Annotated in this window: 19 protein-coding genes and 1 pseudogene; 6 read left to right on the forward strand and 14 right to left on the reverse strand. The window is 56.7% G+C overall.

Annotation, left to right across the window (positions count from 1 at the left end):
• The first annotated feature begins 9 nt into the window (after positions 1 to 9).
• Positions 10 to 195, forward strand: a complete 186-nt coding sequence (locus J4859_RS02960) for a hypothetical protein (protein WP_212332677.1) — start codon at positions 10 to 12, stop codon at positions 193 to 195.
• Between the two features lie 15 nt (positions 196 to 210).
• Here the strand turns inward: J4859_RS02960 and J4859_RS02965 are convergent, their stop codons facing one another.
• From J4859_RS02965 to J4859_RS02975, 3 genes are all read right to left on the reverse strand, one after another.
• Positions 211 to 504: an IS3 family transposase gene (locus tag J4859_RS02965; RefSeq protein WP_212332679.1), complete on the reverse strand. Its 294-nt coding sequence runs from the start codon at positions 502 to 504 to the stop codon at positions 211 to 213.
• A 984-nt stretch (positions 505 to 1488) separates the two neighbouring features.
• Positions 1489 to 1707, reverse strand: a complete 219-nt coding sequence (locus J4859_RS02970) for a hypothetical protein (RefSeq protein ID WP_212332681.1) — start codon at positions 1705 to 1707, stop codon at positions 1489 to 1491.
• A 919-nt stretch (positions 1708 to 2626) separates the two neighbouring features.
• Entirely contained in the window at positions 2627 to 3835 is a 1209-nt protein-coding gene (locus J4859_RS02975) for an NADP-dependent isocitrate dehydrogenase (RefSeq protein WP_212332683.1), read from the reverse strand.
• 107 nt (positions 3836 to 3942) lie between these two features.
• On the opposite strand from J4859_RS02975, the gene J4859_RS02980 reads away from it, so the two are divergent.
• On the forward strand, positions 3943 to 4419 hold the full coding sequence (locus J4859_RS02980; protein ID WP_212332685.1) for a hypothetical protein: 477 nt from the start codon (positions 3943 to 3945) through the stop codon (positions 4417 to 4419).
• 503 nt (positions 4420 to 4922) lie between these two features.
• On the opposite strand, the gene J4859_RS02985 is transcribed toward J4859_RS02980, so the two are convergent.
• Complete coding sequence (locus J4859_RS02985) at positions 4923 to 5201, reverse strand: hypothetical protein (protein ID WP_212332687.1); 279 nt, start codon at positions 5199 to 5201, stop codon at positions 4923 to 4925.
• Positions 5202 to 5773: 572 nt separating this feature from the next.
• On the opposite strand from J4859_RS02985, the pseudogene J4859_RS17430 reads away from it, so the two are divergent.
• Together J4859_RS17430 and J4859_RS02995 are read left to right on the forward strand one after the other, a co-directional pair.
• Positions 5774 to 5854, forward strand: a pseudogene (locus J4859_RS17430) (hypothetical protein); the annotation flags it as partial.
• 339 nt (positions 5855 to 6193) lie between these two features.
• Positions 6194 to 6367, forward strand: coding sequence for a hypothetical protein (locus J4859_RS02995; protein ID WP_212332689.1), 174 nt, complete (start codon positions 6194 to 6196; stop codon positions 6365 to 6367).
• A 138-nt stretch (positions 6368 to 6505) separates the two neighbouring features.
• Here the strand turns inward: J4859_RS02995 and J4859_RS15965 are convergent, their stop codons facing one another.
• The 5 genes from J4859_RS15965 to J4859_RS17435 all read right to left on the reverse strand — a co-directional run bounded on the left by J4859_RS15965 (position 6506) and on the right by J4859_RS17435 (position 9623).
• Positions 6506 to 6682 carry an integrase core domain-containing protein gene (locus tag J4859_RS15965; protein WP_249113732.1) on the reverse strand — a complete coding sequence of 59 codons (177 nt, stop codon included), beginning with the start codon at positions 6680 to 6682 and terminating at the stop codon, positions 6506 to 6508.
• 584 nt (positions 6683 to 7266) lie between these two features.
• Entirely contained in the window at positions 7267 to 7653 is a 387-nt protein-coding gene (locus J4859_RS03005; RefSeq protein WP_212332693.1) for a hypothetical protein, read from the reverse strand.
• 187 nt (positions 7654 to 7840) lie between these two features.
• The gene (locus J4859_RS03010; RefSeq protein WP_212332695.1) at positions 7841 to 8125 is read right to left on the reverse strand and encodes a hypothetical protein; all 285 of its coding nucleotides are present in this window, start codon (positions 8123 to 8125) and stop codon (positions 7841 to 7843) included.
• Between the two features lie 954 nt (positions 8126 to 9079).
• Positions 9080 to 9403, reverse strand: coding sequence for a hypothetical protein (locus J4859_RS03015; RefSeq protein ID WP_212332697.1), 324 nt, complete (start codon positions 9401 to 9403; stop codon positions 9080 to 9082).
• A gap of 73 nt (positions 9404 to 9476) precedes the next feature.
• Positions 9477 to 9623 (reverse strand): helix-turn-helix domain-containing protein, encoded by a 147-nt coding sequence (locus J4859_RS17435; RefSeq protein ID WP_212335098.1) that lies wholly within the window; start codon positions 9621 to 9623, stop codon positions 9477 to 9479.
• A gap of 486 nt (positions 9624 to 10109) precedes the next feature.
• Between J4859_RS17435 and J4859_RS03025 the strand changes: the two genes are divergently transcribed.
• On the forward strand, positions 10110 to 10442 hold the full coding sequence (locus tag J4859_RS03025) for an IS30 family transposase (RefSeq protein ID WP_212332698.1): 333 nt from the start codon (positions 10110 to 10112) through the stop codon (positions 10440 to 10442).
• A 183-nt stretch (positions 10443 to 10625) separates the two neighbouring features.
• On the opposite strand, the gene J4859_RS03030 is transcribed toward J4859_RS03025, so the two are convergent.
• Complete coding sequence (locus J4859_RS03030) at positions 10626 to 11048, reverse strand: hypothetical protein (protein WP_212332707.1); 423 nt, start codon at positions 11046 to 11048, stop codon at positions 10626 to 10628.
• A 1589-nt stretch (positions 11049 to 12637) separates the two neighbouring features.
• On the opposite strand from J4859_RS03030, the gene J4859_RS03035 reads away from it, so the two are divergent.
• A complete protein-coding gene (locus tag J4859_RS03035) occupies positions 12638 to 14635 on the forward strand; it encodes a heavy metal translocating P-type ATPase (protein WP_212332709.1) in 1998 nt (665 codons plus the stop codon).
• Between the two features lie 59 nt (positions 14636 to 14694).
• Here J4859_RS03035 and J4859_RS03040 read toward each other — a convergent pair whose 3' ends face one another.
• From J4859_RS03040 to J4859_RS03055, 4 genes are all read right to left on the reverse strand, one after another.
• Complete coding sequence (locus tag J4859_RS03040) at positions 14695 to 15510, reverse strand: tRNA (guanosine(46)-N(7))-methyltransferase TrmB (RefSeq protein ID WP_249113733.1); 816 nt, start codon at positions 15508 to 15510, stop codon at positions 14695 to 14697.
• 1346 nt (positions 15511 to 16856) lie between these two features.
• The gene (locus tag J4859_RS03045) at positions 16857 to 18533 is read right to left on the reverse strand and encodes a putative manganese-dependent inorganic diphosphatase (RefSeq protein ID WP_212332711.1); all 1677 of its coding nucleotides are present in this window, start codon (positions 18531 to 18533) and stop codon (positions 16857 to 16859) included.
• 179 nt (positions 18534 to 18712) lie between these two features.
• Positions 18713 to 19729 carry an asparaginase gene (locus tag J4859_RS03050; protein WP_212332713.1) on the reverse strand — a complete coding sequence of 339 codons (1017 nt, stop codon included), beginning with the start codon at positions 19727 to 19729 and terminating at the stop codon, positions 18713 to 18715.
• Between the two features lie 33 nt (positions 19730 to 19762).
• The gene (locus J4859_RS03055; RefSeq protein WP_212332715.1) at positions 19763 to 22345 is read right to left on the reverse strand and encodes an RNA helicase; all 2583 of its coding nucleotides are present in this window, start codon (positions 22343 to 22345) and stop codon (positions 19763 to 19765) included.
• Positions 22346 to 22369: the final 24 nt, after the last annotated feature.

The raw sequence follows: 22369 nt of genomic DNA on the forward strand, positions 1-22369 counted from the left end.
GAACGATGTATGACTCCTAAGGCAGAGAAGTTCAGTATGTACATACCTCCTCAAGAGAAGAAAGAATTGGAAGCGCTGTTTGGTAGCCGGGGGATGACACTGCCGGAAGCAGTCAATATCCTCTTCTATAAGTCTCTTATGGTCGATGACATGCCTTTGATGCGCAGGGGACTCCAGACATTTTTCCGGATCTAGGCTGCATATGCGCAGCTAAGGCCCCTCCTGTGCTCCCTGAGCGTCCTCCACCCACAAGGCACGCTTGAGCTTGGTCAAACAATACCACTCGATGTAGCTGTCAAGACAGCTCTTGAACTCCTCGAATGTGCTGTCAGCCCAATCCATGCCGGAAAAGAGGTCAGACTTGAGCGTGCCGAAAAAGCCTTTGGCACGGGCATTGTCAGGGGGCTTTTGTCCTTGGGCGACATCGAGCGGGCGGCGTTGCCCCCTGCTGCAGGCATCTGCCCGTTCGTCTGTCATATAGAGCGCACCGGTGTCCGTATGCACGACGAGGGGGCCTTCCCTCGAAGAGTCCTATCTTGCCCACCAGATCCTCGAGCATGTCGACCGCAAGCTCACAGTCGGGATGCATCGATACCTTCCAGCATACAAGCCAGCCGTTGAAGCAGTCGATGGCGGAAGAGAGATAGGCCTTGTAGCCATCCAGGGCGAACTTCGCCTCAGCGTTGACCACGAGCAGCCCTAGCTCCCCTGCGTGGAAGTCGTGGATGCCATCCTGTTTGAGTGGTACGTTCTCGGGCCTCACCGCCGCACTCACCTGCCTCGCTGCCTGGACCTGCCCTGGACTTCTCCGGGCTCGTTAAAAAGCCAGGGTCTGCTGCTTTTAGGGTATCCAGTACCGCCAATGCCCTACGAGCTTGACTTCGCTCATCTAGGCTCTCTCGGCCAAATCGTCGGGCAGCTTACGGCGAAGGCGCACCATGTGGTGTGCACGGGGTACCTATCGATATCTGATGCGGTCTGCCTGCCGTCTTGGACATGCGCTGTCACGGCGAGTATATCATGTCAGCCGTACCCATAGTTGGGACTGCCCTGTCCGTGGGTACAGTACATGCTGCTGTGTACAGGCCCGCCTCCTCCATGGGCAGCCAACCGCACAGAACGCTTGTGCTGGGCAAGCAGGCGCAGTGTGCGACAGACCTCCCCAGTCAACAGGCCGCTCTCGTAAAACTCCCGGAGCAATCCCCTTGCGCTCTTCTTTGGTATACATCCCGGACTCCGATTCCAAACCAGCTGGTCCGACTTTTTGTCCGGGGTCCCCATAAGGCCAAATTTAATGAAGAGAATGAGGAGGCTTTGCAGGAAGCTAGAGATATTAAATTCCGGTCTCTCTGTTAGACCACGATTGATCTGAGAAGGGCCCAATGTTGTCCGGGCCTTTGCCTACAATGCATGTCGCCAAACAAAGACATCGAGAAACGGACGGGCCGGACTCAATGATACTGCAGCAGATCGAGAAGATAGGCATCGCTAAGAAGATGGCAGGATCCGCTCTCGCAGGTAAACCCAAAAGATATCCGAGGTATAGGTCTGCAGACCTCTTCTGTAAGGGGCACTCTGCACAAGGCCATCATGGAAGTGTCGCTCCTGTGGCAGGACCTTCTCGGTGAAGATAGGATCGGTCACAGCGATATCGAAGCTTTTCACCACCACAGGGACAAAGTATGCAAAAGACACGCTTGCGGGCATGTCACTTAAACCAGCTTATGAAGAGCAGCCATGTGAGCCTTAAGGACCTCGTGGGTTCCATGCACATGAGGCTCTTTGAGGCAGTGGGGTCTGCCCTGAAGTCTCCCAGGAGCGCCCATGTCGTCTGCTGCCAGGCAGAGGGGCTTGCCCTCGACGAGTCGCTTGTGGGCAGCAGGGCAAGGTCGGCTGTACAGATGCGCGATAGCACACAGGCCACGGCCATACCGTGCACTCAAGCAGCATATCAAGTCTCAAGGTTTGCAAAGAGTGCTAAGCGAGTCGGGAGAGCGAGTATACAACACTTCAGGGGGCCCACCAATTCAAAGTTAAAGGTTGCCCTTTCAGGCATCGCCGACAGCTCTTGGGTCGCAACAGACAACCATGCAAGGTATGCGCGCATCCTTTCCTTACTCGGCGTTGTTGAGTACACGTCAAGCGTGGTGAAGGAGTCCAGGGACAGTGAGAAGCGACCTTGTCAATGCGATGCAGCGAAGGCTCAGGCAAGTTCTTGCTTTCCCTCTATGGGGTGTCGACGAAATGGCTGCAGTGCTTGCTTCGCCTGCTTGCTGTGGACAAAGCAGGCGAAGCATTCGAAGCAGGACAGCAAGGCGATGTCCTCAGGACAGCCCACAGAAGGCAGCTATGTACACACGAGGCGCACTTGTCGACATGCCCTAGCCTCTCTGGGACTGGTGGAAGGCAAGGGTCGATGTCAATGGTGGTCTTACAGAGAGTTTCCGGTAAGAAAGAAGCAATGTCGTATCGCTCTGCAAAAGAACTGTTTGAAGATTTGGGGATCTAAGCCTATTGACATGTGCTATCGCAGCACAGTTAGAAATATATTGCTGAGATAGTGAAAATGAGAGGGAAGATACTCCGCTGGGAGTATCTTCCCTCGAACTGGTCCTATGTAGCCAAATTACATACGTTTGTCGAGCTCCTCTCTGATTGCCTTGATGAACTTCTCGGTGGAAAGCTTCTGCGGGTTGGGGAGTTTGGTGATACGTGTCAAGTCGCCGGTCATTCTCCCGCTTTCGATAGTGGCAAGTGTTGCCTTTTCGAGCTTGTCGGCAAAAGCTGCGAGGTTCTTGAGACCATCCAGCTCTGCGCGCTTTCTCAGAGCACCGGTCCAGGCAAAGATCGTGGCGACGGAGTTGGTTGATGTTTCCTCACCTTTGAGGTAACGATAGTAGTGGCGCTGGACGGTGCCGTGCGCTGCCTCGTACTCGTAATAGCCGTGTGGGCTCACCAACACTGACGTCATGAGCGCCAAGCTGCCAAAGGCGCTTGAGAGCATGTCGGACATCACATCGCCGTCGTAGTTCTTACAGGTCCAGACGAAGCCGCCTTCGCTTTTCATGATTCTTGCCACTGCGTCGTCGATCAGCGTATAGAAGTAGGTGAGGCCGTTCTTCTCGAAATCCGCTTTGTACTCTTTGTTGTAGATCTCTTGGAAGATGTCCTTGAAGCGGTAGTCATAGATCTTGGAGATCGTGTCCTTGGAAGCGAACCATACGTCCCGCTTATTCTGCAGGCCAAAGGAGAAGCAGCTGCGTGCGAAGCTCTCAATTGAAGCATCGAGGTTGTGCATGCCTTCTACAACGCCGGGCTCATCGAAGTCGTGGATGAGGACGCGCTGCTCTTCACCCTTCTCGGGGGTATAGACGAGCTCAACTTTGCCCGGACCGGGGATGCGCATCTCCACGTCGCGGTACACATCGCCGTAGGCGTGACGGGCAATTGTGATTGGCTTCTTCCAGGTGGTTACCACCGGCTCGATACCCTTAACGATGATCGGGGTACGGAAGACAGTGCCATCCAAAATGGCACGGATCGTGCCATTGGGGCTCTTCCACATCTGGTGCAGGTTATATTCCTTCACGCGTGTTGCATTTGGGGTGATCGTCGCACACTTGACAGCGACGCCGAGGCGCTTAGTAGCGTTGGCGGCGTCGATCGTGACCTGATCTTGTGTCTCATCGCGGTGTTTGAGCCCCAGATCGTAGTATTCGGTCTTGAGATCGATGTAGGGCTCGAGCAGATTCTCCTTAATGAGCTTCCACATGATACGGGTCATTTCGTCGCCGTCCATCTCGACGAGCGGCGTCTTCATCTGAATCTTGGCCATAGTCCCTCCAGAAATCGGTGTCAAGTGCATTACTCTTCAGTGTATATGCAAATTTGGCACAGCGGCAAACCTGTTGCCAGAATGTAAACCTTGCGAGGGGACTTACGATGAGTGAGCTTATGGAGTACCTCAAGAAGAAGGGTACCGTCGTGGTGTTCGATATCGACGGAGTGTTGGCCGCCTATGAGTTCGGCTATCACTGTCATGCTGCGGTACCTGGTGGGGACTGGAGAAGCTATGTTGAGATCTACCACCCCTATCTCAGCGCCAAACCCCTGCCCGCACTTGAGGACTTTGTCGTGCAGAAAGACCCCGATGAGCTCTATATCTGCTCGGTGGCAGCAGACTTTGAACAGCAGGATAAGAGAGTGTTCTGCGAGCGATGCTATGGGATCAACCCTGGCCACATCCACTTTGTGGCGAGCAAAGCGGAGAAGCTGCGGTATGTCACGGATTTGGCCGAGCAACTTAAGATCCCGCAGGAGCGTGTCGCGCTCGTTGAAGATAGTGTGAAAACACTCGATCAGCTTGCCGCTTTCTCGCGCTGCACAACTGTACATATTACTTCATTCTTCTACGGATAGCGTATCCTATGGGTAGGGCTGAAGGCAGTAAAGGGCATTGAGACGGTCGTGTGTACAGGAGTGTCCCCCTGGACATATGCCCTGGTTTCAGACTCATTGTGGCGGTAGATTACCGTTTGCCGGCATATTCAATCCATAAGCCAAGTTCTGATTCCAGTTCAGATTTTGAGACTAGTGAACTGCGCCCAAATCCTGGACGCCCTAATAGAGACTGCGCCTAGGCAGCCTCTCTCTTTCCGGTCTTTCCGGACCTCCCTAGGGCAGGCTGCACCCGGCACGCAGATCCTGCCTTGCCTGATGCGGAGATGGCCCCTCACGGGGCCATCTCCGCATCAGCCGTCTTTTCCTACTCTCATCTGGGTGTCTGTTGGAGATTCACCCACAGAACTATCGAAGATCCAACAAAATAGCCTCCTTTGGTTGTTGGGCCCGAGAAGGTGTTTGAAAATTCGTCCTGTTTGTTCGCGTGAAAGTATTCTTAGCAATAAGCGAACTGAAATGGTTTATTCAGCGAGCAATGCCTCTGCAAGTAAAGCACGTGCATAATTGCTGGTCGAAGTACCATGGCGCTTAGCCTCGGCAGCGATCTTTTGCTTCATTGCTACTGGGACCTTGATGGAGAGAGTAGCTGTCCCACCTACACTCAGTGGTGGTTTCCCATAAACAATATCGCTGCGATTCTTCCATCCCTCAGGCCATTCGTCGTGATCGAGGGCATCGCACCAGCCATTAATCATATCTTCTGTAACCACTGTGCCGTCAGCTGCCTTGAAATCCGCCATGTTGCTCATCTCCTCATCATGCCGAGCTCGTACCTGAATTTCTTGGTGGGAGGGGCCATTGCATGGAATATGTGCCATCATCCCTGATTGTCTTCGAGTGCTACTAGCTCTGCCATACACCGGTCTGATAGTACACCGGTCTGATAGTACACCGATTGCGATCCAAATAGGAGGATCGTTCTCAGCGCTTCGCTGCCTGCAGGCGATTGGGGTATCCCATGCATACCGAATTTCTTCTGCGTTCAAACCATGTTTGAACGCATGTGGCTCGACGATTACTTCTCCAATCATTCTGCCCCCATCCGATATGCTGTAATTAGTATACCCATTAGAGTATAAAAAGAGATAACCACAATGTAATACAATGGCGAATTCTCAGAGCAAGTGCAACAGGGAAATACAAGGTAGCCGTCCAGGCACGACCTATGATGGTGCTTGCAAAGACATGCATCCATTGCAGGCACCATGGACGGCTACAGCCATCTTAGCATCGAGAAGCGCGAGGACATCATGGTTTGCTGGAAGGGCCATGAGGGCATCAGCCAGATACGAGGGAGCTCGGACGGGACAAGTCGACCATATCTCGCGAGATCAGGCGCAACGGATGGCAGGGGCCTACCGCGCATCGAGCGCGCAGAGGCGTGCGGATGTAAGGCGGCTGCGCTGCAGGCCCCAGGCTCATGGACGATCCGCATAGGTGCTCGCTGGTCCGTGAGGCTTATGCGGGACGAGCATTGGTCTTCGAAGGGGATATCAGGGCTGCATCGCGATGCAGTACTCAGACCTTGCCGCAAGCGACGACAGCATCTAGCGCACCGTGTGGTCGTGATCGCTCGACTGCGAGCTTTCAGGGCGCAGGAAGGCCACAAGGTTGCTCAGCCGTCACGGCAAGTGCAGGCACAGCAAGGGCAGCCAGAAGCGCACAGGCAAGCTGCGCATCACCCACGACATCTCGAAGCGCCCGAAAGAGGCATCCTTCAGGAGCCGGATCGGTGACTGGGAGGGCGATACTGTGGCAGGAAGGCGCCTGCCTTATCACCCAGGTGGATCACCTGAGCGGATACCTTGTCGGCGGCAAGGCGACCAGGGTCAACAAAGCCACGAAGAAGGCGTTTGCCGGTGAGGTTGTGCTGACCGTGACGCTCGACAGGGGCAAGGAGCTCTGAGCCCTGTCAATATAATGGACAGAGGAATCTCAGATTTTTTATGCGGTCTGCATCACCTTTGGATCGTATGCAAGGCCTCTCTCGAAGCGCTCGAAGAACTCCTGCATCACCTCTTCCGGCACGCGATCTCCTATGGACTTATGCGGGCGGAAGCGGTTGTAGTACGACTCGATTAAACTCGTGTGCCTTGTGCTTGGTCGTTGCTGCATCTAAGAGGCGCTTGTAGTAGTACCACTCGTTCTTGAGCGTGGCGAAAAACGATTCGGCTACAGCGTTGTCGTGGCAGCTTCCGGTTCTCCCCACGGAGAGCCTCACGTCGTGTGCGGCTGAGCAGGCGGCCAGCTTTGAGCTTATGTACTGGCTGCCTGGGCTGCTTAGAATATGGCCCCTCCGGCCACGTATCCGCGCGAATATGCCATCTTCAGGGCAAAGACGACAAGGCCTGCCCTCATGTTGTCCTGTATGCTTCAGCCCACCACCATGTGTGTGCACAGATCGTGTGCGACGGTAAGATATATAAAGCCTGCCGTGGTCCTGCGATAGGTTGTATCGCCCACGAGCTTGGCTGTCGGAACGGGGCACGAAAAGCCGCGCCGGGTGAGGGCGGGGCGCTCGGGGGTATCAGGTGCGGGCAGCGTCGTCCTCTTGGAGGCATTGGATCAGATGCCCAAGCTTAGCCATGCACCTGCGCACGCGGTAGCGGGTCGTCACTGTAAATTTTGCGTAACTGCGGATCTCCTGTGAGCTTGGATCAGACCTTGCGGAAGCCGAAGCGCCTGTCGCTTTCCTCCCATATCGCGCAGATGGCTTCCTTGATAGGACCCCACGGATCCTCACCGCCTCCGGCCTTGAGCCATCGGTAGAAGCTAGGAAAACGATGATTAATGCCTCATAACGTGTCAGAGGGGACCGACCACACGACTTTTCGCGGCCGGCATGTGGGAAAGGCAGGGAAGGATGCCCATCCAGCACGTGCAGAAGCCGCCGTCCTGCCCCATGCACCGCAATAAGGCTCCAAGACGGATCAAGCGACGCTGGGAGCCGGGAGGTGCAGCCTGCCGGCAAAAGATGCACATGGCAAGGTTTGCAAGGGCGAGGCAGACTCGAGCATACAGGAGGTCTTCTCTATCCTTCTGTAGCGCTTCCTTAAGGGGTCGAAGCGCCGCTTCACGGTGAGGAAGGGATGCTTCTGCCTTTGAGCGGCCGGATGCCTTCCTGGACTCGATACCCTTCTCGGACAAGAGTGCACAGGCAAGGCCCTCTCTAGTCGAAGGCTTCCTTAGCAACGCTTTAGCGCATAGATGAGAGGTGTGGGTCTTTATGCGCCCTTAAGGGCGCTTCGCTATACTTATATAGCCTAAAGTCTGCGCAGCAGAACCTGTCATCTTCCCTTACGAGTGCATGTGCCACAGGATATGTCAGATACATTCTAAGCGATCGTCTCCACACCATGCACAAGGCCACCTGCGGCGTCTACGCCGATATGCGCCTTGTATCAGATACGCCAGGACCCCCCTTTCTTGGACTGGTGCGCTTTAAGGGTCGCGCGCATGGTCCTTGTTCTTCGTTAAGCTTTAGGGCCCAGGTGAAGGTCGCATCCACCATGGAGCCGCCCCGCGCCGTGATCCCTGCCTTCTCGAGCTCTAAGTTCAGGCGCAAAGCACAAGCCTTACCGAGTCCCTGCCGCTCGAGGCTATGGCGGAATTTCGCAAGTGTCGTTGCATCTGGCACCTGCTCAGACATGAGGTCTGCGTGCACAGAAGCGCTGCCAGGAGCGGCAATCCAGGATAGCATCCTTAGGTTTCCTCGTCTTAAGAGCCCAAACATGACCTGCAGCAGATACATCCTTAAGCATCGTCTTTGCACCGCGCACATGCCTGCCACGCGCCTGAGAATGGTAGCTGGTATCTACCAGAACAATCCAGCTATCCCATGGCACGATTGTATCCATCCGCTCCAGGTGTGCCTCTCGCCTGGTCTTTCTCCTCAGACCTTAGGATTTAAGGTCCTAAAAGCTCATCTGTCTGTCCATATCTGTCTTTTGGATATGCTGGAATGTGTGGATGTAGCTATACCATATCCAGAAGACAGATAGGTATCTATGTGGATATGGGCACTGCGTGGTTCGAGACATTTTAAGCCGATGTCATACAGCGTGTGGCCCCACTGGCCTCATCGAGGCGAATTAATCATCGTTTCCCTAGACCTGCTCACCTCCAGTACGCGCGCCATCATCGAGACACAGTAGGTCGCCCGCTGCGCCAGCATGAGCCGAAACCTGTCCTTCGTCAGAGGCTCTTGGCGAAGAAGGCTGCCACTTTTTTAGGAAGGCGGATTGTCAAGCTGAGTGCAACATCTCCCTAAAGACCTCGTTGGCTGTCCTGTATTTCAAGACCTTCCTCGCCCTGTCGCAGATCAGCTCCACCGCATGCTGCACCTCCTCGCCTGTGACCTTTCCGAAGTCGCTGCCCTTAGGGGAAGAACTTTCGCAGGAGCCCGTTGGTGTTCTTAACTGTTAGCTTCTGCCATAGATGGTGGGGGTCGCAGAAGTAGAACTGCACGCCTCAAAGGGCCTTTGTGACATCTGCATGCCCTGCGAGCTGCTTGCCTCACTTAGGCGTGAGCGTCTCGAGGGGACGTCCCTGCAGCAGTCCGACCTCGGCCTTGAAGACGCTCCTGCTGTCACGGTGGCTCTCTTCGCGGCAAGCAGCCTCACTGCCCTGTCGGCAAGCACGAGCAGACACACGGGACCGCTGCCACGAGCGTGTCGTCTACCCACTCTCCGAGGCGAGACCTCTCATCGGCCTGCTTTGGCCTCTCATCCACGCTGTGTAAGATCTCGATCTTGCCCCTCGTCTTAGGCCTCTTGCTGCGCAGGTGGTGCCGCACCTGGCCTTGCGGGCCGGATCCCAGCAGGTCGAGGGCGGCGGCTATGGACCTGCCTGTAAGAATAGTCGGCAGGCTCAACGGTGCACCTGCCGCCACCCTCGAGCCTGAGATATAGTCTATCTCCTCCAGGGACCAGTGTCTGTCCATGATGAGTAAGCGCACCTTCTGCGTAAGTACAGGGTCTGAAAGCCGCCTTTTCGCCCTGCATCTCCTGCGGTACTCATCCGCCCTCCTTTTGGGCAGCGCATGCCTTAAAGCATCCGTGGTGTGCGTTCCTCTTGAGCTTGTGGCAGACGCTGGAGCTGTCCTTGCCGATCTTTCCCGCGATATAGGCAATTGACCTTCCCTCTGCATGCAGCGTGGCTATGCAGTCCCTCTCCTATAGGCTTGAGATGCTTGTAGTGGCACATTCCTTTTAGCTTTCGACGTTGATTGAGACAACCAACATCGTAGCCTTCCGGAGTGTGCCACGCCTGCATTCAGCGGGCTATCCTGTTGCACTCAGAATGCTAATCCGCCGAACTTATTTTCGCTCTCGAGCTCGTGTATGCGCTTGTTGGTCCTGTCAAGCTCCTTGTGCTCGTCTATCCTTTCCTGGGTGACCCTTCCGGTCTTTGAGTGCTTGATGATCCAGTCGTTTAGGGTCTTGTCGTTGGCCTCAAGCTTCGCGGCGCATCCTCTGATGCTCTTCTTCGGGTTGGCCTTACGTGCCTTCCTGTAGTACTCGATGGCCTCAAGGCAATACTTCTTCAGTGTAGTGTTTGGGTGTTTCCGGCTTCGTGCGGGACTTTGCCTTCTCTATCTCGCTTGCGCTTAGCGACATCTCATCTCTTCAATCTGCTGGTGTTGGTAGGTGGGTATCTGGACAGAGCATATCTGTTGCCAGTCCCTGCTGTCCCACTGTCCACCAAAAGATTACAGCTCATTCTTAGATGCAGAAGAGCTCCAGGAGGCGCTGGGGGCTCCCGTATACTTCTGCCATCCCCACCATCTCTGGGAGCGAGGAATCAATGAGAACACCAACGGCCTTCTCAGGGACTGGTTTTCGAAGGGCAAAAGCCTCGACGATGTCGACGACAGAAAGGTACAGGAGGTGTACGACTCGCTCAACCAAAGACCGCGCAAGCGCCTGGAGTGGAGGTGTCCCTGGGAGGTCTACCATCACCAGTCGTTGCACTTGCTCTGAGGATTCGCCATTAAAATCCCTCCTTGCAGTCTGGAGGTATCCTCACTCCGTTGACCTGGGTTTCACGTTGTAGAAGCTGCGGAATCTGAGCGTTTTAGGGCATCGCATTGCTCTGTCGAGCACGAAGGCGGCCTTCTCCATCCTGTCTTTGGGCGGGTTCGAGATCACTTAGAACAGCTCCAGCTACCCCTGCAGGTCGCCCCTGTCGAACCCCGGATGAGAGCCGAGGAAGCATGCTCGGTTCACCGGGCGCAACGGGTTGAGGTCATCCGGGCCCTCTTCAAAAGCTTGGGCACTGTAGCTTTCGCTCGACAGCCCCAGGTCCTCCATGTCGTGGAGAAGCGTCGATCCCCTCTCGATGCGCACACCGAACGTGGCGCGCGTCTTGGCCTTGCTGGTCTTGCCGAAGCCCTCGTGGAGGTAGATAGAGGTTCCCGAGTCGTCCACCCCGGCTCCTATGCACATCTGGTTGGCCGAAAGCCCCCAAAGCAGCTTCCTGACAGCATCTTTGGCGGTAAGCGGCCAGTACGTCTCGTCGATCCAGACCCTGCCCGACAGCACGATGCCCTCCTGGACACCCTCGAGCACGGCGAATAGCTTTCCCATCCAAAAGGTGGCATCAGACCTCCTTTCCTCTCTGCTCATTGACGCGAAGCTGTCACAGGAGAATACCTGGAGCAGGAAATCGAAGCACACCGACAGCGGGAGCTTGCGGTCCTCGAAGATCGTGCCCGTCTGCGGGAAGAACGACTTCTTGCAGGCTGAGCAAAAAAATAGCGCTGGATGCCGGTCGCGTCCTTGCCGCGCTTGGACACCTCGGCGCTGTTGCATCTTAGGCAGGCGCGCCGTTCGCATCGCCGTTGAGGTGGCAATGCCTGAACGAGTACATGCTTCTATGGCTCGCATCCACGAGCGCCTGGGTTGGTTTCAAGCTCGCTTTCTGCAAGGCCGTCCCAAGGCGTGACCGAAGCGGCGAGCCTTCGCTTCGCGTGTTCGCCCTTTGTGGTAGTCTTTGGCGGCCCGGAAGGATAGCGGGGGCCAGGGCTACCACATCTGCAAGAACCCCGCTGCCCATCCGGGCTTTCTTGTGGATAGACGAGCAATTCCCATGATTGTAGACCTGCTCTTATTAATGGGCTGCCCAGATTAGACCTCCAGACTGCAAGGAGGGATTTACAATTTAATAGGGACTTCGTCAGCTTCTGTAGGTAAGGAGTTCATCTAGGCAGCCTCTCTCTTTCCGGTCTTTCCGGACCTCCCTGGGAGCGTCGGCTTGCAATTGGAGCATCTCAGTATGGGCAGCCCGACGAGGCTGCCGGCATCGCGGAAGCTGCAGCCCATCTTGACCGTCACCTTGATTTTGCTGCTGACCGACTTGACACGACCGTCGCCCCGAGCACGGCGTGCAGGCCCTGGACAACCTCGACCCCGCCTTCTTCAGTGACTCGGTTTCGGCGCGTTGGACGCTGGCGAGTTCCTCGAGGCTCTTGACGAGTGTGGAGCTGCTGCCCTTGATCGCCCTGGTCCTGGGTGGCGTCTCCCGCCCTTCCGGGGCCAGGGCGGCCGTGTCTGGAGATCGCCGGTGGTGTGCTGCTCCATGCGCGTAAGCCCCACGACGGCGCTGGCCGTGCAGCACGCCGCCCAGCCCTCGAAGCCACGAGCGAAGCGGGACCTGTGCCTGGCCCACGGGACCGGCTCGACGAGTACGTTGTGCTCCGTGCACATGGCCCGCCTCGTGGCGTATTCCAGGAAGCACATCGGCCTCGCCATGTCCATCGCCTCGGGGCCGGCGAGGCGTCACAGCACTCGTATCTGCGCCCGCACGCCAGACAGCGCAGGCCGTCCCGCTTCCACGGTCGCACCCCGACGACGGTCCGATCTCCGCCGATGCGTACGTATCCGATCGCGGTGTGCGCCAGTGTGAGCGCGTAGCGTAGCATCCTGTTCATGTGCCGGGGCAGGCTGCGCCCGGCACGCAGATCCTGCCTTGCCCGATGCGGAAGCCCCTCACGGGGCCATCTTCGCATCAACCGTCTTTTCCTACTCTCATCTGGGTGTCTGTTGGAGATTCACCCACAGAGACTATCGAAGAGTGTAACTTTCTTATATACTCATGTATGAATATATGAGCAAATGGTCATATACTCAGATAAGGGGATAAAGTCTCATCAGAGGTATCCAAGAGAAGGAGGGCTATGGCTTCGCAAACGGACACCGAACAGTATCCGAAGAAGGTGCCGAAGTCGGGCAGTTGCTCTTGCGCTACGGATACACAGACGCATGAATTTGAGGAAGAGGAGGACGAAGACAAACTGGAGCCTGCAGTCCTCAAACGCAGAATTATCATCTCCGCAATCCTTCTAGTTGCAGCAATGCTGATCCAGCATTTCACTGATTTCAAACTGTTTATTCAGTTGCTGCTGTTTCTGCCGGCCTACCTTGTAGCAGGCTGGAACGTGTTGATGGCAGCGGGGAAGAACCTGGTTAGTGGGCACCCTTTCGATGAAGACTTTCTGATGTCGATCGCTACGATCGGTTCACTTCTGATCGGTTTCATCCCGGGCGGCGAGCCGATGTACGCAGAGGCCGTCTTCGTGATGCTCTTCTTCCAGGTCGGAGAGCTCTTTGAGGCTATTGCAGAAGGCAATTCCCGTAGATCAATCAGCCAACTGATGGATATCCGCCCGGACACAGCCAATGTGCAGCGTAACGGTAAAGTTGAAGTTGTGGATCCTAATACAGTCCAGGTCGGCGAGACTATCACAATCAGACCGGGTGAAAAAGTTCCGATGGACGGTGTCGTTCTTACTGGCAATTCAAGTCTGAATACTGTTGCAATCACCGGTGAGTCTGCTCCGCGTGACATCGCTCCGGGGGACCAGATTATCTCTGGTTGCGTCAATGTCTCCGGCGTTCTGACCGTGAAGGTCACGAAGGCCTTCGGCGAGTCAACGGCTGCCAAAATCTTGGATTTGGTGCAGAATGCGGGCAACAAGAAATCAAAGAGTGAGCATTTTATCACCCGCTTTGCCCGCGTCTACACCCCGATCGTGGTCTACGCCGCTATTGCGGTTGCGATCATCGGGCCGCTTGTGAGCGGTGACTTTGCCGCCAACTTCGCTACCTGGTTGCTCCGTGCATTGACCTTCTTGGTTGTCAGCTGCCCCTGCGCGCTGGTACTGAGCGTTCCGCTGGCATTCTTCGGCGGCATCGGCGGTGCTTCTAAGCACGGCATCCTGGTCAAGGGTTCTAACTTTATGGACCTTCTCGCTAACACTGACACCGTGGTCTTCGATAAGACCGGTACCCTTACCCGTGGCACCTTCGTCGTCAATACGGTGCATTCTGAGAGCAGCCTTCAGAAAAAGAAGCTCCTGCATCTGGCGGCACACGTTGAGCAGTACTCTACACATCCGATCGCGGCAGCGCTGCGCAATGCGTACAAGTGCGTGGGCGATGGCTGCGAGGTTAAAGATACTCACGAGATCGCGGGTAAAGGTATCGTCGCGACCGTATCCGGACAGCGTGTGGCAGTTGGCAATTCTGAGCTGATGGAGGCAGAAGGCGCCAAGTGGCACGTCTGCAGAGGGGATGTCGGCACGATCATCCACGTCGCAATCGACGGTAAGTATGCTGGCCATATCATCATTTCTGACGAGATAAAGGAAGATTCCAGGCAGGCTATCCAGGACCTCAAGAAGGAGGGTGTCCACAGAGCGGTGATGCTGACTGGTGATCGTAAGGACGTTGCTGAGAAGGTCGCCACCTCACTCGGGCTCGACGAGTACCACGCTGAGCTGCTCCCGACTGACAAGGTCGATCAGATGGATAGGCTCATGGATATCAAGAGAGATGACACCTCGCTTGCCTTTGTCGGTGACGGTATCAACGACGCGCCGGTTCTGGCTCGCGCTGATGTCGGTATCGCAATGGGTGCGATGGGTTCTGATGCCGCAATCGAGGCCGCAGATGTAGTACTTATGGACGACAAGCCCTCTAAGATCGCACTGGCGATTAAGATTGCCCGCCGTACGACCAAGATCGCGCATGAGAACATTGTCTTCTCGATCGCAGTCAAGATCGCAATCCTGATCTTGGCCCTCTTCGGACTCGCTCCGATGTGGCTTGCGGTCTTCGGTGACGTGGGCGTGATGATCCTCTGCGTGCTGAACTCCACCCGTACGTTGATCTGAGAACCTGCGTGACACAGTGGCGGCAAAAGGGCAGCTCTGCGGGGCCGCCCTTTTGCTGCCTATCGGTTATGTTTAAAATAGTTTTCGTGATGTTTGTGTTCGTAGTTCTTGAGGTTCACCACGGTGTTCTCCATCCCATAGGGGATGTAACCGAGATCATCCAAGTTCTCAGGCAGATACTTTGAGAGTGAAAGCTCTGCGGTCTGGACCGGATGCTCCGGAGCCGGATCCTGCGGGGTCGCCTTGAGCCCCAGGACATGGGCGCCCTGTGCGACAAGCCGCTCCTCGTACTCCGTTACTGGTTCGTCGGGCAACTTGCCTCGCGTGAAGCGGGTCTGCCAATCGAGGTGGTAGTTCACGAGCTTAAGCTGGGTCAGCGTGAAGTCGAAGTAGGGTTGGCTATCAGTCTTGAGAATCAAGCTACAGCCGGGCTTCAAGATTTTGCGGTAATCCAAGAGGCGCTCGAGAATCGTCAAGCGATACTCTGCGAGGCGTTTCTTGGGAAACGGTGTCGGGAAGTTGATGCGGATGGAGTCAAGCTCGTGCGGTCCAAAAAACTTTGTTACATCGGAGCCCATCCCCGGCACCATCACTGCATTGGTGAGGTGGTGCTCACAGACATTCTGCGCTGCATAGGCGATACAGACGGGCTCGGTGTCCATTCCGATAAAGAGGATGTCAGGATGCATCGCAGCCATGCCGCAGGCAAAAGTGCCTTTGCCGCAGCCGAGGTCGAGTACGACCTTTTTATACGCCTCTCCGTCGTCCAGAGGATGGCAAGCTTGAGCCCAATGCCCTGCAAAGTGCTCCGGCTTGGTTTCAATTGCCGCAGCATAGCGGTTAAGGCGCTCCTCGAGGTTGAAGTTTTTCGGCATCCGTGCATGTCCTTTATGCAGCTTGTGCATCCAATGACTCCCTGTAATTCTTTATCTCGCTGTTAGACCACGATTGACCTGAGAAGGGCCCAAAAGTGTCCGGACCCCCGTCTACAATGCATGTCGCCAAACAAGGGCATCGAGAAGCGGAAGGGTCGGACTCAATGATACTGCAGCGCGTAGAAGAGATAGGCATCGCAAAGAAGCGCGAGCTCTCAGAGAAGCTCAAGGCCCTCATCGCTAAGGAGATGGGCGGGGTCTGCGCTTGCAGGTAAACCCAAGAGGTGCCTAAGATGCGAATCGGCCGACTTCTGCTGCAAGAGGTACGTTTGATATGGCCTCCAAAGATAGAAGTGAAGGTCGTGTGGAAGGACCTTCTTAGCCAAGACAGAATCCGCCATCTCGGCGTCGAAGCCCTTCGCCACCACAGGGACCACGTATGCAAAAGGCACCCTTGCAGGCATGACACTTAAGGAGCTTGCCTTTGTCTGCCATGTGAGCCTTAAGGACCTCGTAGGTTCCATGCGCATCAGGCACTTCGAGGTGATGCAGGCACCGCTTCAGTCACCCAGGAGCGCCCATGCCGTCTGTTGTTGCCAGGCAGGCTCTATCTCGGCGAGTCGCTTGCGGGCAACAGGGAAAGGTCGCATGTGCAGATGCCCTAAAGGCACACAGGCCACGGCCATACCGTGCACTCGCGCACGATATCGAACGAGAAGGTCTGCGCAGCGTGTGCCACAGATGACCTTAGAGACGAATATGCAACGCTTCACGGGAGGGGAAGGCCCAACGAAAGCTAAAGGTTGCTCTTTCAGGCATCACTGACAGCTCCTAGGCCGTAGCAGATAACTATGCAGGATATGTGCGTATCCTTTCCTCACTCGGGATCACGCAGCCTGCGGCCACGTCCAGAGACGGTGAGAGCAGCCTTACCAATACCATGCAGCGAAGGCTCAGGCAAGTTCTTGCTCCTATTCCATGAGGTGTCGACAAAATGGCTGCAGCACTTACCTCACCTGCTTCCTGTGGACAAAGCAGGCGAGGCATGCTACGCAGGACAGCAAGGAGATCCTTTCCGGCCAGCTTGCGGAAGGCAGCTATGTCCATACGAGGCGCGCTTGTCGACAGGTCCCAGCCCTCTCTGGGACTGGTGGAAAGCAAGGGCCGAGGTCAATCGTGGTCTTACCGAGAGTTCTTTATATATGTGGTTGTCTGCGGGCTATGGCAGCGAACGTTGTGGGGCGAACCAGATAAGACCCATGAATACCCTGATTGCAGAACAGAAGAGAGCGCCTTGCTTAGGAAAAGCGAGGCGCTCTCAGAATCAATGTTCCCTCAGTTGGAGACTAGGCTCTGTCTTCCTGCATCGACTGGATTGTTGTCATCAATGCCGGAATCACCTGTTTCTTGCGGCTCACGACACCCGGAAGCACGGCCATGTGGTCCTTGGTCTTCACGTTGAAGGCGCGCTCCACGATCTCATCGGTGTTCGGACCGGAGTACATAAACTCGGTGGTTTGCGACTTGACGTCGGTGAACATGTAGAACACTATCGGCAGATCGTTGGCCTCGGCACCCTGTGGCAGGTACGGCCCGACAAGGTCCTCGGCAGCCATACGGCTCGCTTTTGTCATGAACGAAGACTGGCCGACGCCGAAGCGGGCATGCCCACGGCTGAAGACTTTGAAGTCGCTCGAGAAAACTTCCTCGGCGGTACGCCCGGTCAGGTCGGCGCCTGCGTCGAACATCTGGTCCGCATAGGAATCGATGTCTACATCTGCGATCTTTGCGAGCTGCTTGCCCACGTAGACGTCACGCGGCGTACAGGTGGGGGAGCGGAAGGCCAGGGTGTCGGAGAGGATAGCGCTCAGCATCAAGCCTGCGATCCGCTTCGGGATCTCGACATTCTGCTCCTGGTAGATGCTGTAGATGATCGTGCAGGTGCAGCCCACAGGCTCGTTTCTGAAGAGTGCCGGGGAGTCGGTCTCAATGCTGCCGATACGGTGGTGGTCGATGATCTCCATGATGGTTGCCTGCTCAAGGCCGTCGACCGCCTGGCTGCGCTCGTTGTGGTCGACCAAGATCACGTGCTTTCTTCTAGGGGAGAGCAGGTTGGGACCGCTCACCATGCCGGCGTAGTTGCCGTCCTCATCGAGCACCGGGAAGAACCGGTGGCGGCTCGTGGACATCGTTTTTCTCGCGTCGTCGACCGTGGTGTTGACGGAGAAGTGCAGCACCTTGTCAACGGGGAGCATCTTGGCGCGCACCGGGATGGACATCGAGATCAGGCGGGCAGCCGCGTAGGTGTCATAGGGGGTGGTAATGATGGAACAGCCGTTGTCCTTGGCGGCTTCCTGCACCACATGGCTCGGGTGGGCGCCGTTGCAGATAATGAGACAGCCCGCATGGGACTCCACCGCGAAGCGCTGGGTCTCATAGCGGTTGGTGACGAGCACCATATCGCCCGGCTCGACGAGCCCTTCCATCATCTCCGGAGAGGTGCCGACACAGACGCGGCCTTGGTCGACGGTGTCGTCGGGGTCGCCCAGGATCAGCTCACCCTTGAGGGTCTCTACGATGTTGCGATACCGGGTGCGCGCTTCGCTGATCACCTTGTTATCGAAGATATCCATGTTGGCATTCGCGATATCTTTGACCGCGATGATGCCTGACAGGTTGTTCTCATTGTCGGTGATGCTCAGGGTATCGGATTTGCCTTCCTGCATCGTGTTCCAGGCCGTAAAGAGGGACATCTCCTTATCGATACCGGGGACGCTCTGTACTGTGATATCTTTGATCTGCGGGCGCACCGAGGTGATGAGCGAAGGCTCCGTGAAGCCGAAGTGCTTCAGGACGAACTGCGTCTCACGGTTGATAGCGCCGGCGCGGCGCGCTTCGTAGTAGGTGTCGCCGAGCTGGTTTTTCAGATAGGCATAGCTGATAGCCGCGCAGATACTGTCGGTATCCGGATGAAGATGGCCAATGATGTTAACTTTACGGATGCTCTCAGGCTCAGAAGACATGGCGCCACTACTCCTTTACCACTGTACGAAAACCTTCTTACCTGCTTGGCGACGAGTTGGGATTCCTCTTAGCCAGATACAAGTTTTGCACTATTGTATACCACCTAAAACTTTGAACAGGCATCGATATGGTGAGGACAAGCCCTGTTCGTGTGGGAAAACATCCGATTGACACGATCTTAGCTCGTCGGGGTGTGGTCGTGGTTGATCACCTGTGAAAAGAGGCCTTCGATCGCCTCACGCTCGCGGCTCTGTCCCAACGCCCACATAGTCTTCGCGACGATCGCCTCGGTGGTCATGTCTTCCCCTTGGAGGATCCCCGGGTGGTGGGCAAAGGCGTGGCCGACTTCATAGACCCCTAAGTTGAGGCCCTCTTCGGGGACTTGGGTGGTGAGTACGACAGTCTTGCCGGAGTCAGTCCACTCAAAGATCGCACGCCGGAAGGCGTGGTGGTTGTAGTCGGGAATGCCGCCGACCCCGAAAGTCTCGAGGATCACCGCATCGTAGTCGTCTTTCAGAAGCCCCAGGATTGAGGGTTTGAGCTCCGGGGTAAGCTTCAAGACGATCACTCGCTCGTCGAGCTTGGTGTAGCGCTTGAGTGCCCGCCTTGTGCGTGCCGCAGGGTCAGGCTCCATCAGTCCAAACCAGACCACCTTGTCCCCTCTGATGTAGGCGAGCACCGGATAGTTCATCGAGGAGAAGGCGTTGAAGCTCATGGTCCGCTGCTTGTGGGCGCGGGTACCTGCGATCACCTGGCTCCCGAAGACGACGTTCACGTCGAAGGAACAGGGATTGAGCGCAAAGATAATTGATTGGTAGACGTTGAGCTGCGCATCGGTGAACGGTGCCGCCATGGGCTGCTGTGAGCCGGTGAGCACGATCGGTTTGGGGCTGTCCTGCAGAAGATAGGAGAGCGCCGCCGCGCTGTACGCCATCGTATCCGTCCCGTGGAGGATTACGAAGCCGTCGAACTCATCGTAGCGCTCGGCGATCACTGAGGCGATCGTGAGCCAGTCACGTGGGTGCATGTTGGTGCTGTCGATGTTCATCGGCTGCACGGTCGTGATGTCACAGAGCCCCTTGAGCTCGGGTACCCGCTGGATCAGGTCCTGACCTGAGAGCTCGGGCGCCAACCCATCCTCCTGAGGCATCGAAGCGATGGTGCCGCCGGTCGCGACGATCAGTATCTTTTTCATGGCTCCACCTACACCTTTCCTTTGGTGGTGCTCTTATCCCAGCGTGATGCCCTGCTCGAGGAGGGCCTGTGCGAATCCGACATGGTAGTCGGAGAAGACGCACTCGCCTTCCTCTTGGGAGCGGTCGAGATCGACCGCTCCTGCGATCCCGAAGTCGTGGTCGTCGTCGCTGTCCCGAAAGATCTGGTGCACTGACCAGGTGTGCTTCCCCTTTTCGTCGCCGGTGTTGAGGATGAAGTACTTGGTGGAGCGGGCATCCTGGTCAAGCAGGATATCCTCGTGTGCCTCATGGAACTCATCGAGCAGGCGCTGCCACACGACTTCACGGTACCCATAGGGCGCATCGAGCTCACCCAGCGCTTCAGCGTCGTCTGCCTGGGCAAGGCGCACGCGGTGCCACAGGGCGTTACGGACCAGGATCGTAAGGCCACGCCGGTCGTGGACCACCCCGTCCTTATCCGGTGGGGTCGTATCCTCAGGCAAGGTGCCCGCCGCTTCCCACTCGTCGAAGAGCGAGGAGTCGATGGAGCGTACCTGCAGCGACAGCCAGGCGATGATGTCTTTGAGGTGATCGTCGAGCTTGGCTGTCGGGACGGTCCTGTCGAGCACACGGTAGGCTTCGGAGAGGTAGCGCAGGAGGGTGCCCTCAGAGCGGGACATCTTGTAGCGCTGGATGTAGCTCTTGAAATCAGCGGCGGACTCGATCATATCCCGCAGAACACTCTTTGGGTGCAGGCTGTAGTCGCCTGCCCAGGGCACCTTGGCGCAGTAGCTTGCAAAGGCCTGATTGAGGAGATCTTCGAGAGGTTTGGGGTAGGTGACGTCCTCGATGCGCATGGTGCGCTCTTCGTAGTCGATTCCCTCGGCCTTCATCTCCGCTATCGCCTTATCCCGCGCCTCATGCTCCTGGGCGCGCAGGATCTGGCTCGGATCTTCGAGTGTGGCTTCCACCATCGAGATCAGGTCTAAATCATAGGTGTCCGATTGAGGATCCAGAAGCTCGAGCGCAGCGAGCAGGAAGGGGGAGAGGGGCTGGTCGAGCGCGAAGTCGTCCGGCAGATCCACCAGGGTGGACCATACCTCCTTGCCGTCTTCGGTGTTGTGTTGAATCACGCCAGCGTCGAGCAGGGTCGCCAGGATCTCATCGACGCGGGCATGGAGCTCCTGCTTCTGTTCGTCAGTCTGCGCGGAGTTGTCCACGAGTTCATGCAGGCGCGCCTGCGCGTCCCCGCCCTGCTGGATCTCCGAGAGCACCATCGAGTTCGTAATCTGCAGATGGGGCGTCAGGGTCTCCGGCGTCGCTTCGACGAGCCGGGTGAAGGTCTGCTCGTTCCAGGTGACGAAATCCTTCGGTGGAGTCTTCGTCTTGACCTTGCGTGCTTTCTTCGGGTCGCCGCCGCCTTTGAGGAGCGCCCGGGCTTTCTCGATCTCGTAGGGAGTGGCCTCCGCGAGGACGATCCCCTCCGTATCGAACCCCGCGCGGCCGGCGCGCCCTGCAACCTGATGGAACTCACGCGCACTGATTCGGCGGCATCGGCGCCCGTCGAACTTGGTGAGCTGCGCCAGTATCACCGTGTGGATCGGGACGTTGATGCCCACCCCTAAGGTGTCGGTGCCGCAAATGACGGGGAGGAGTCCCTGCTGCGCGAGCTTTTCAACAAGCAGGCGGTAGCGGGGCAGCATGCCGGCATGGTGGATCCCGACACCGGTGATCAGCAGGCGCTTTAAAGCCTTACCGAAATTCGTGGTGAAGCGGGTGCCTTTGATCGCCTCTTTGATCTTGGTGCGCTGCTCTCTGTCGCTCACGCCGTAGCTGGCGAGTGCCTGGGCGCTCTTGAAGGCTGCATTTTGGGAGGAGTGCACGATGTAGATCGGGGCCTGCCCATTTTTGAGGGCGAGCTCCACGGTGGATTCCAGCGGGGTATCGACAAACTGATAGTGCAGGGGCACTGGACGTGGGGCGTCGTCGATCACATCGACGGGGCGCTTCGTGAGCTCCTGCAGCTTATTTCGGATTGCGGTGGTGTCCCCTAAGGTTGCGCTCATCAACAGGAAGTGGACATGGGGAAGCGTCAGCAGCGGTACCTGCCAGGCCCAACCGCGGTCCTTATCCCCGTAGAAGTGGAACTCATCCATCACGGCGTAGCCGATATCGGCGCCGGTACCGAAACGCAGGGAGTCCTGTGCCAAAATCTCCTCGGTGCAGCAGATGATCGGGGCGTCTGCGTTGATTACGGTATCCCCGGTGATCATCCCGACATTGTCCTTACCGAAGAGGTCGACGAGTCCGAAGAACTTCTCTGAGACCAAGGCTTTGATCGGGGCGGTGTAGTAGCAGCGTTCACCGGCGCACAGCGCGATGAAACACATGCCGAGCGCCACCATGGTCTTTCCGGATCCGGTGGGGGTCCCTAAGATCAGGTGGTCGCCGGTGGCGATATCCAGAAGCGCTTCCTCCTGATGGGGCCACAGCTCCAGGCCTTGTCCCTCCACCCAGGTGAGGAAGGTATCCAGGGCATCCTCCGGTCTGATGTGAGGATCCTCGACGTTCCAGTTAGGGCCCAACTCTCCCAGGGTGGGCCTCTCAGTTGCTTGATTCTCTTCGTTTGATTCCATCGGTCGCTAAACTCTTCTCATTGC

Source organism: Atopobium sp. oral taxon 416, from assembly GCF_018128285.1.
Taxonomy (GTDB): domain Bacteria; phylum Actinomycetota; class Coriobacteriia; order Coriobacteriales; family Atopobiaceae; genus Olsenella_L.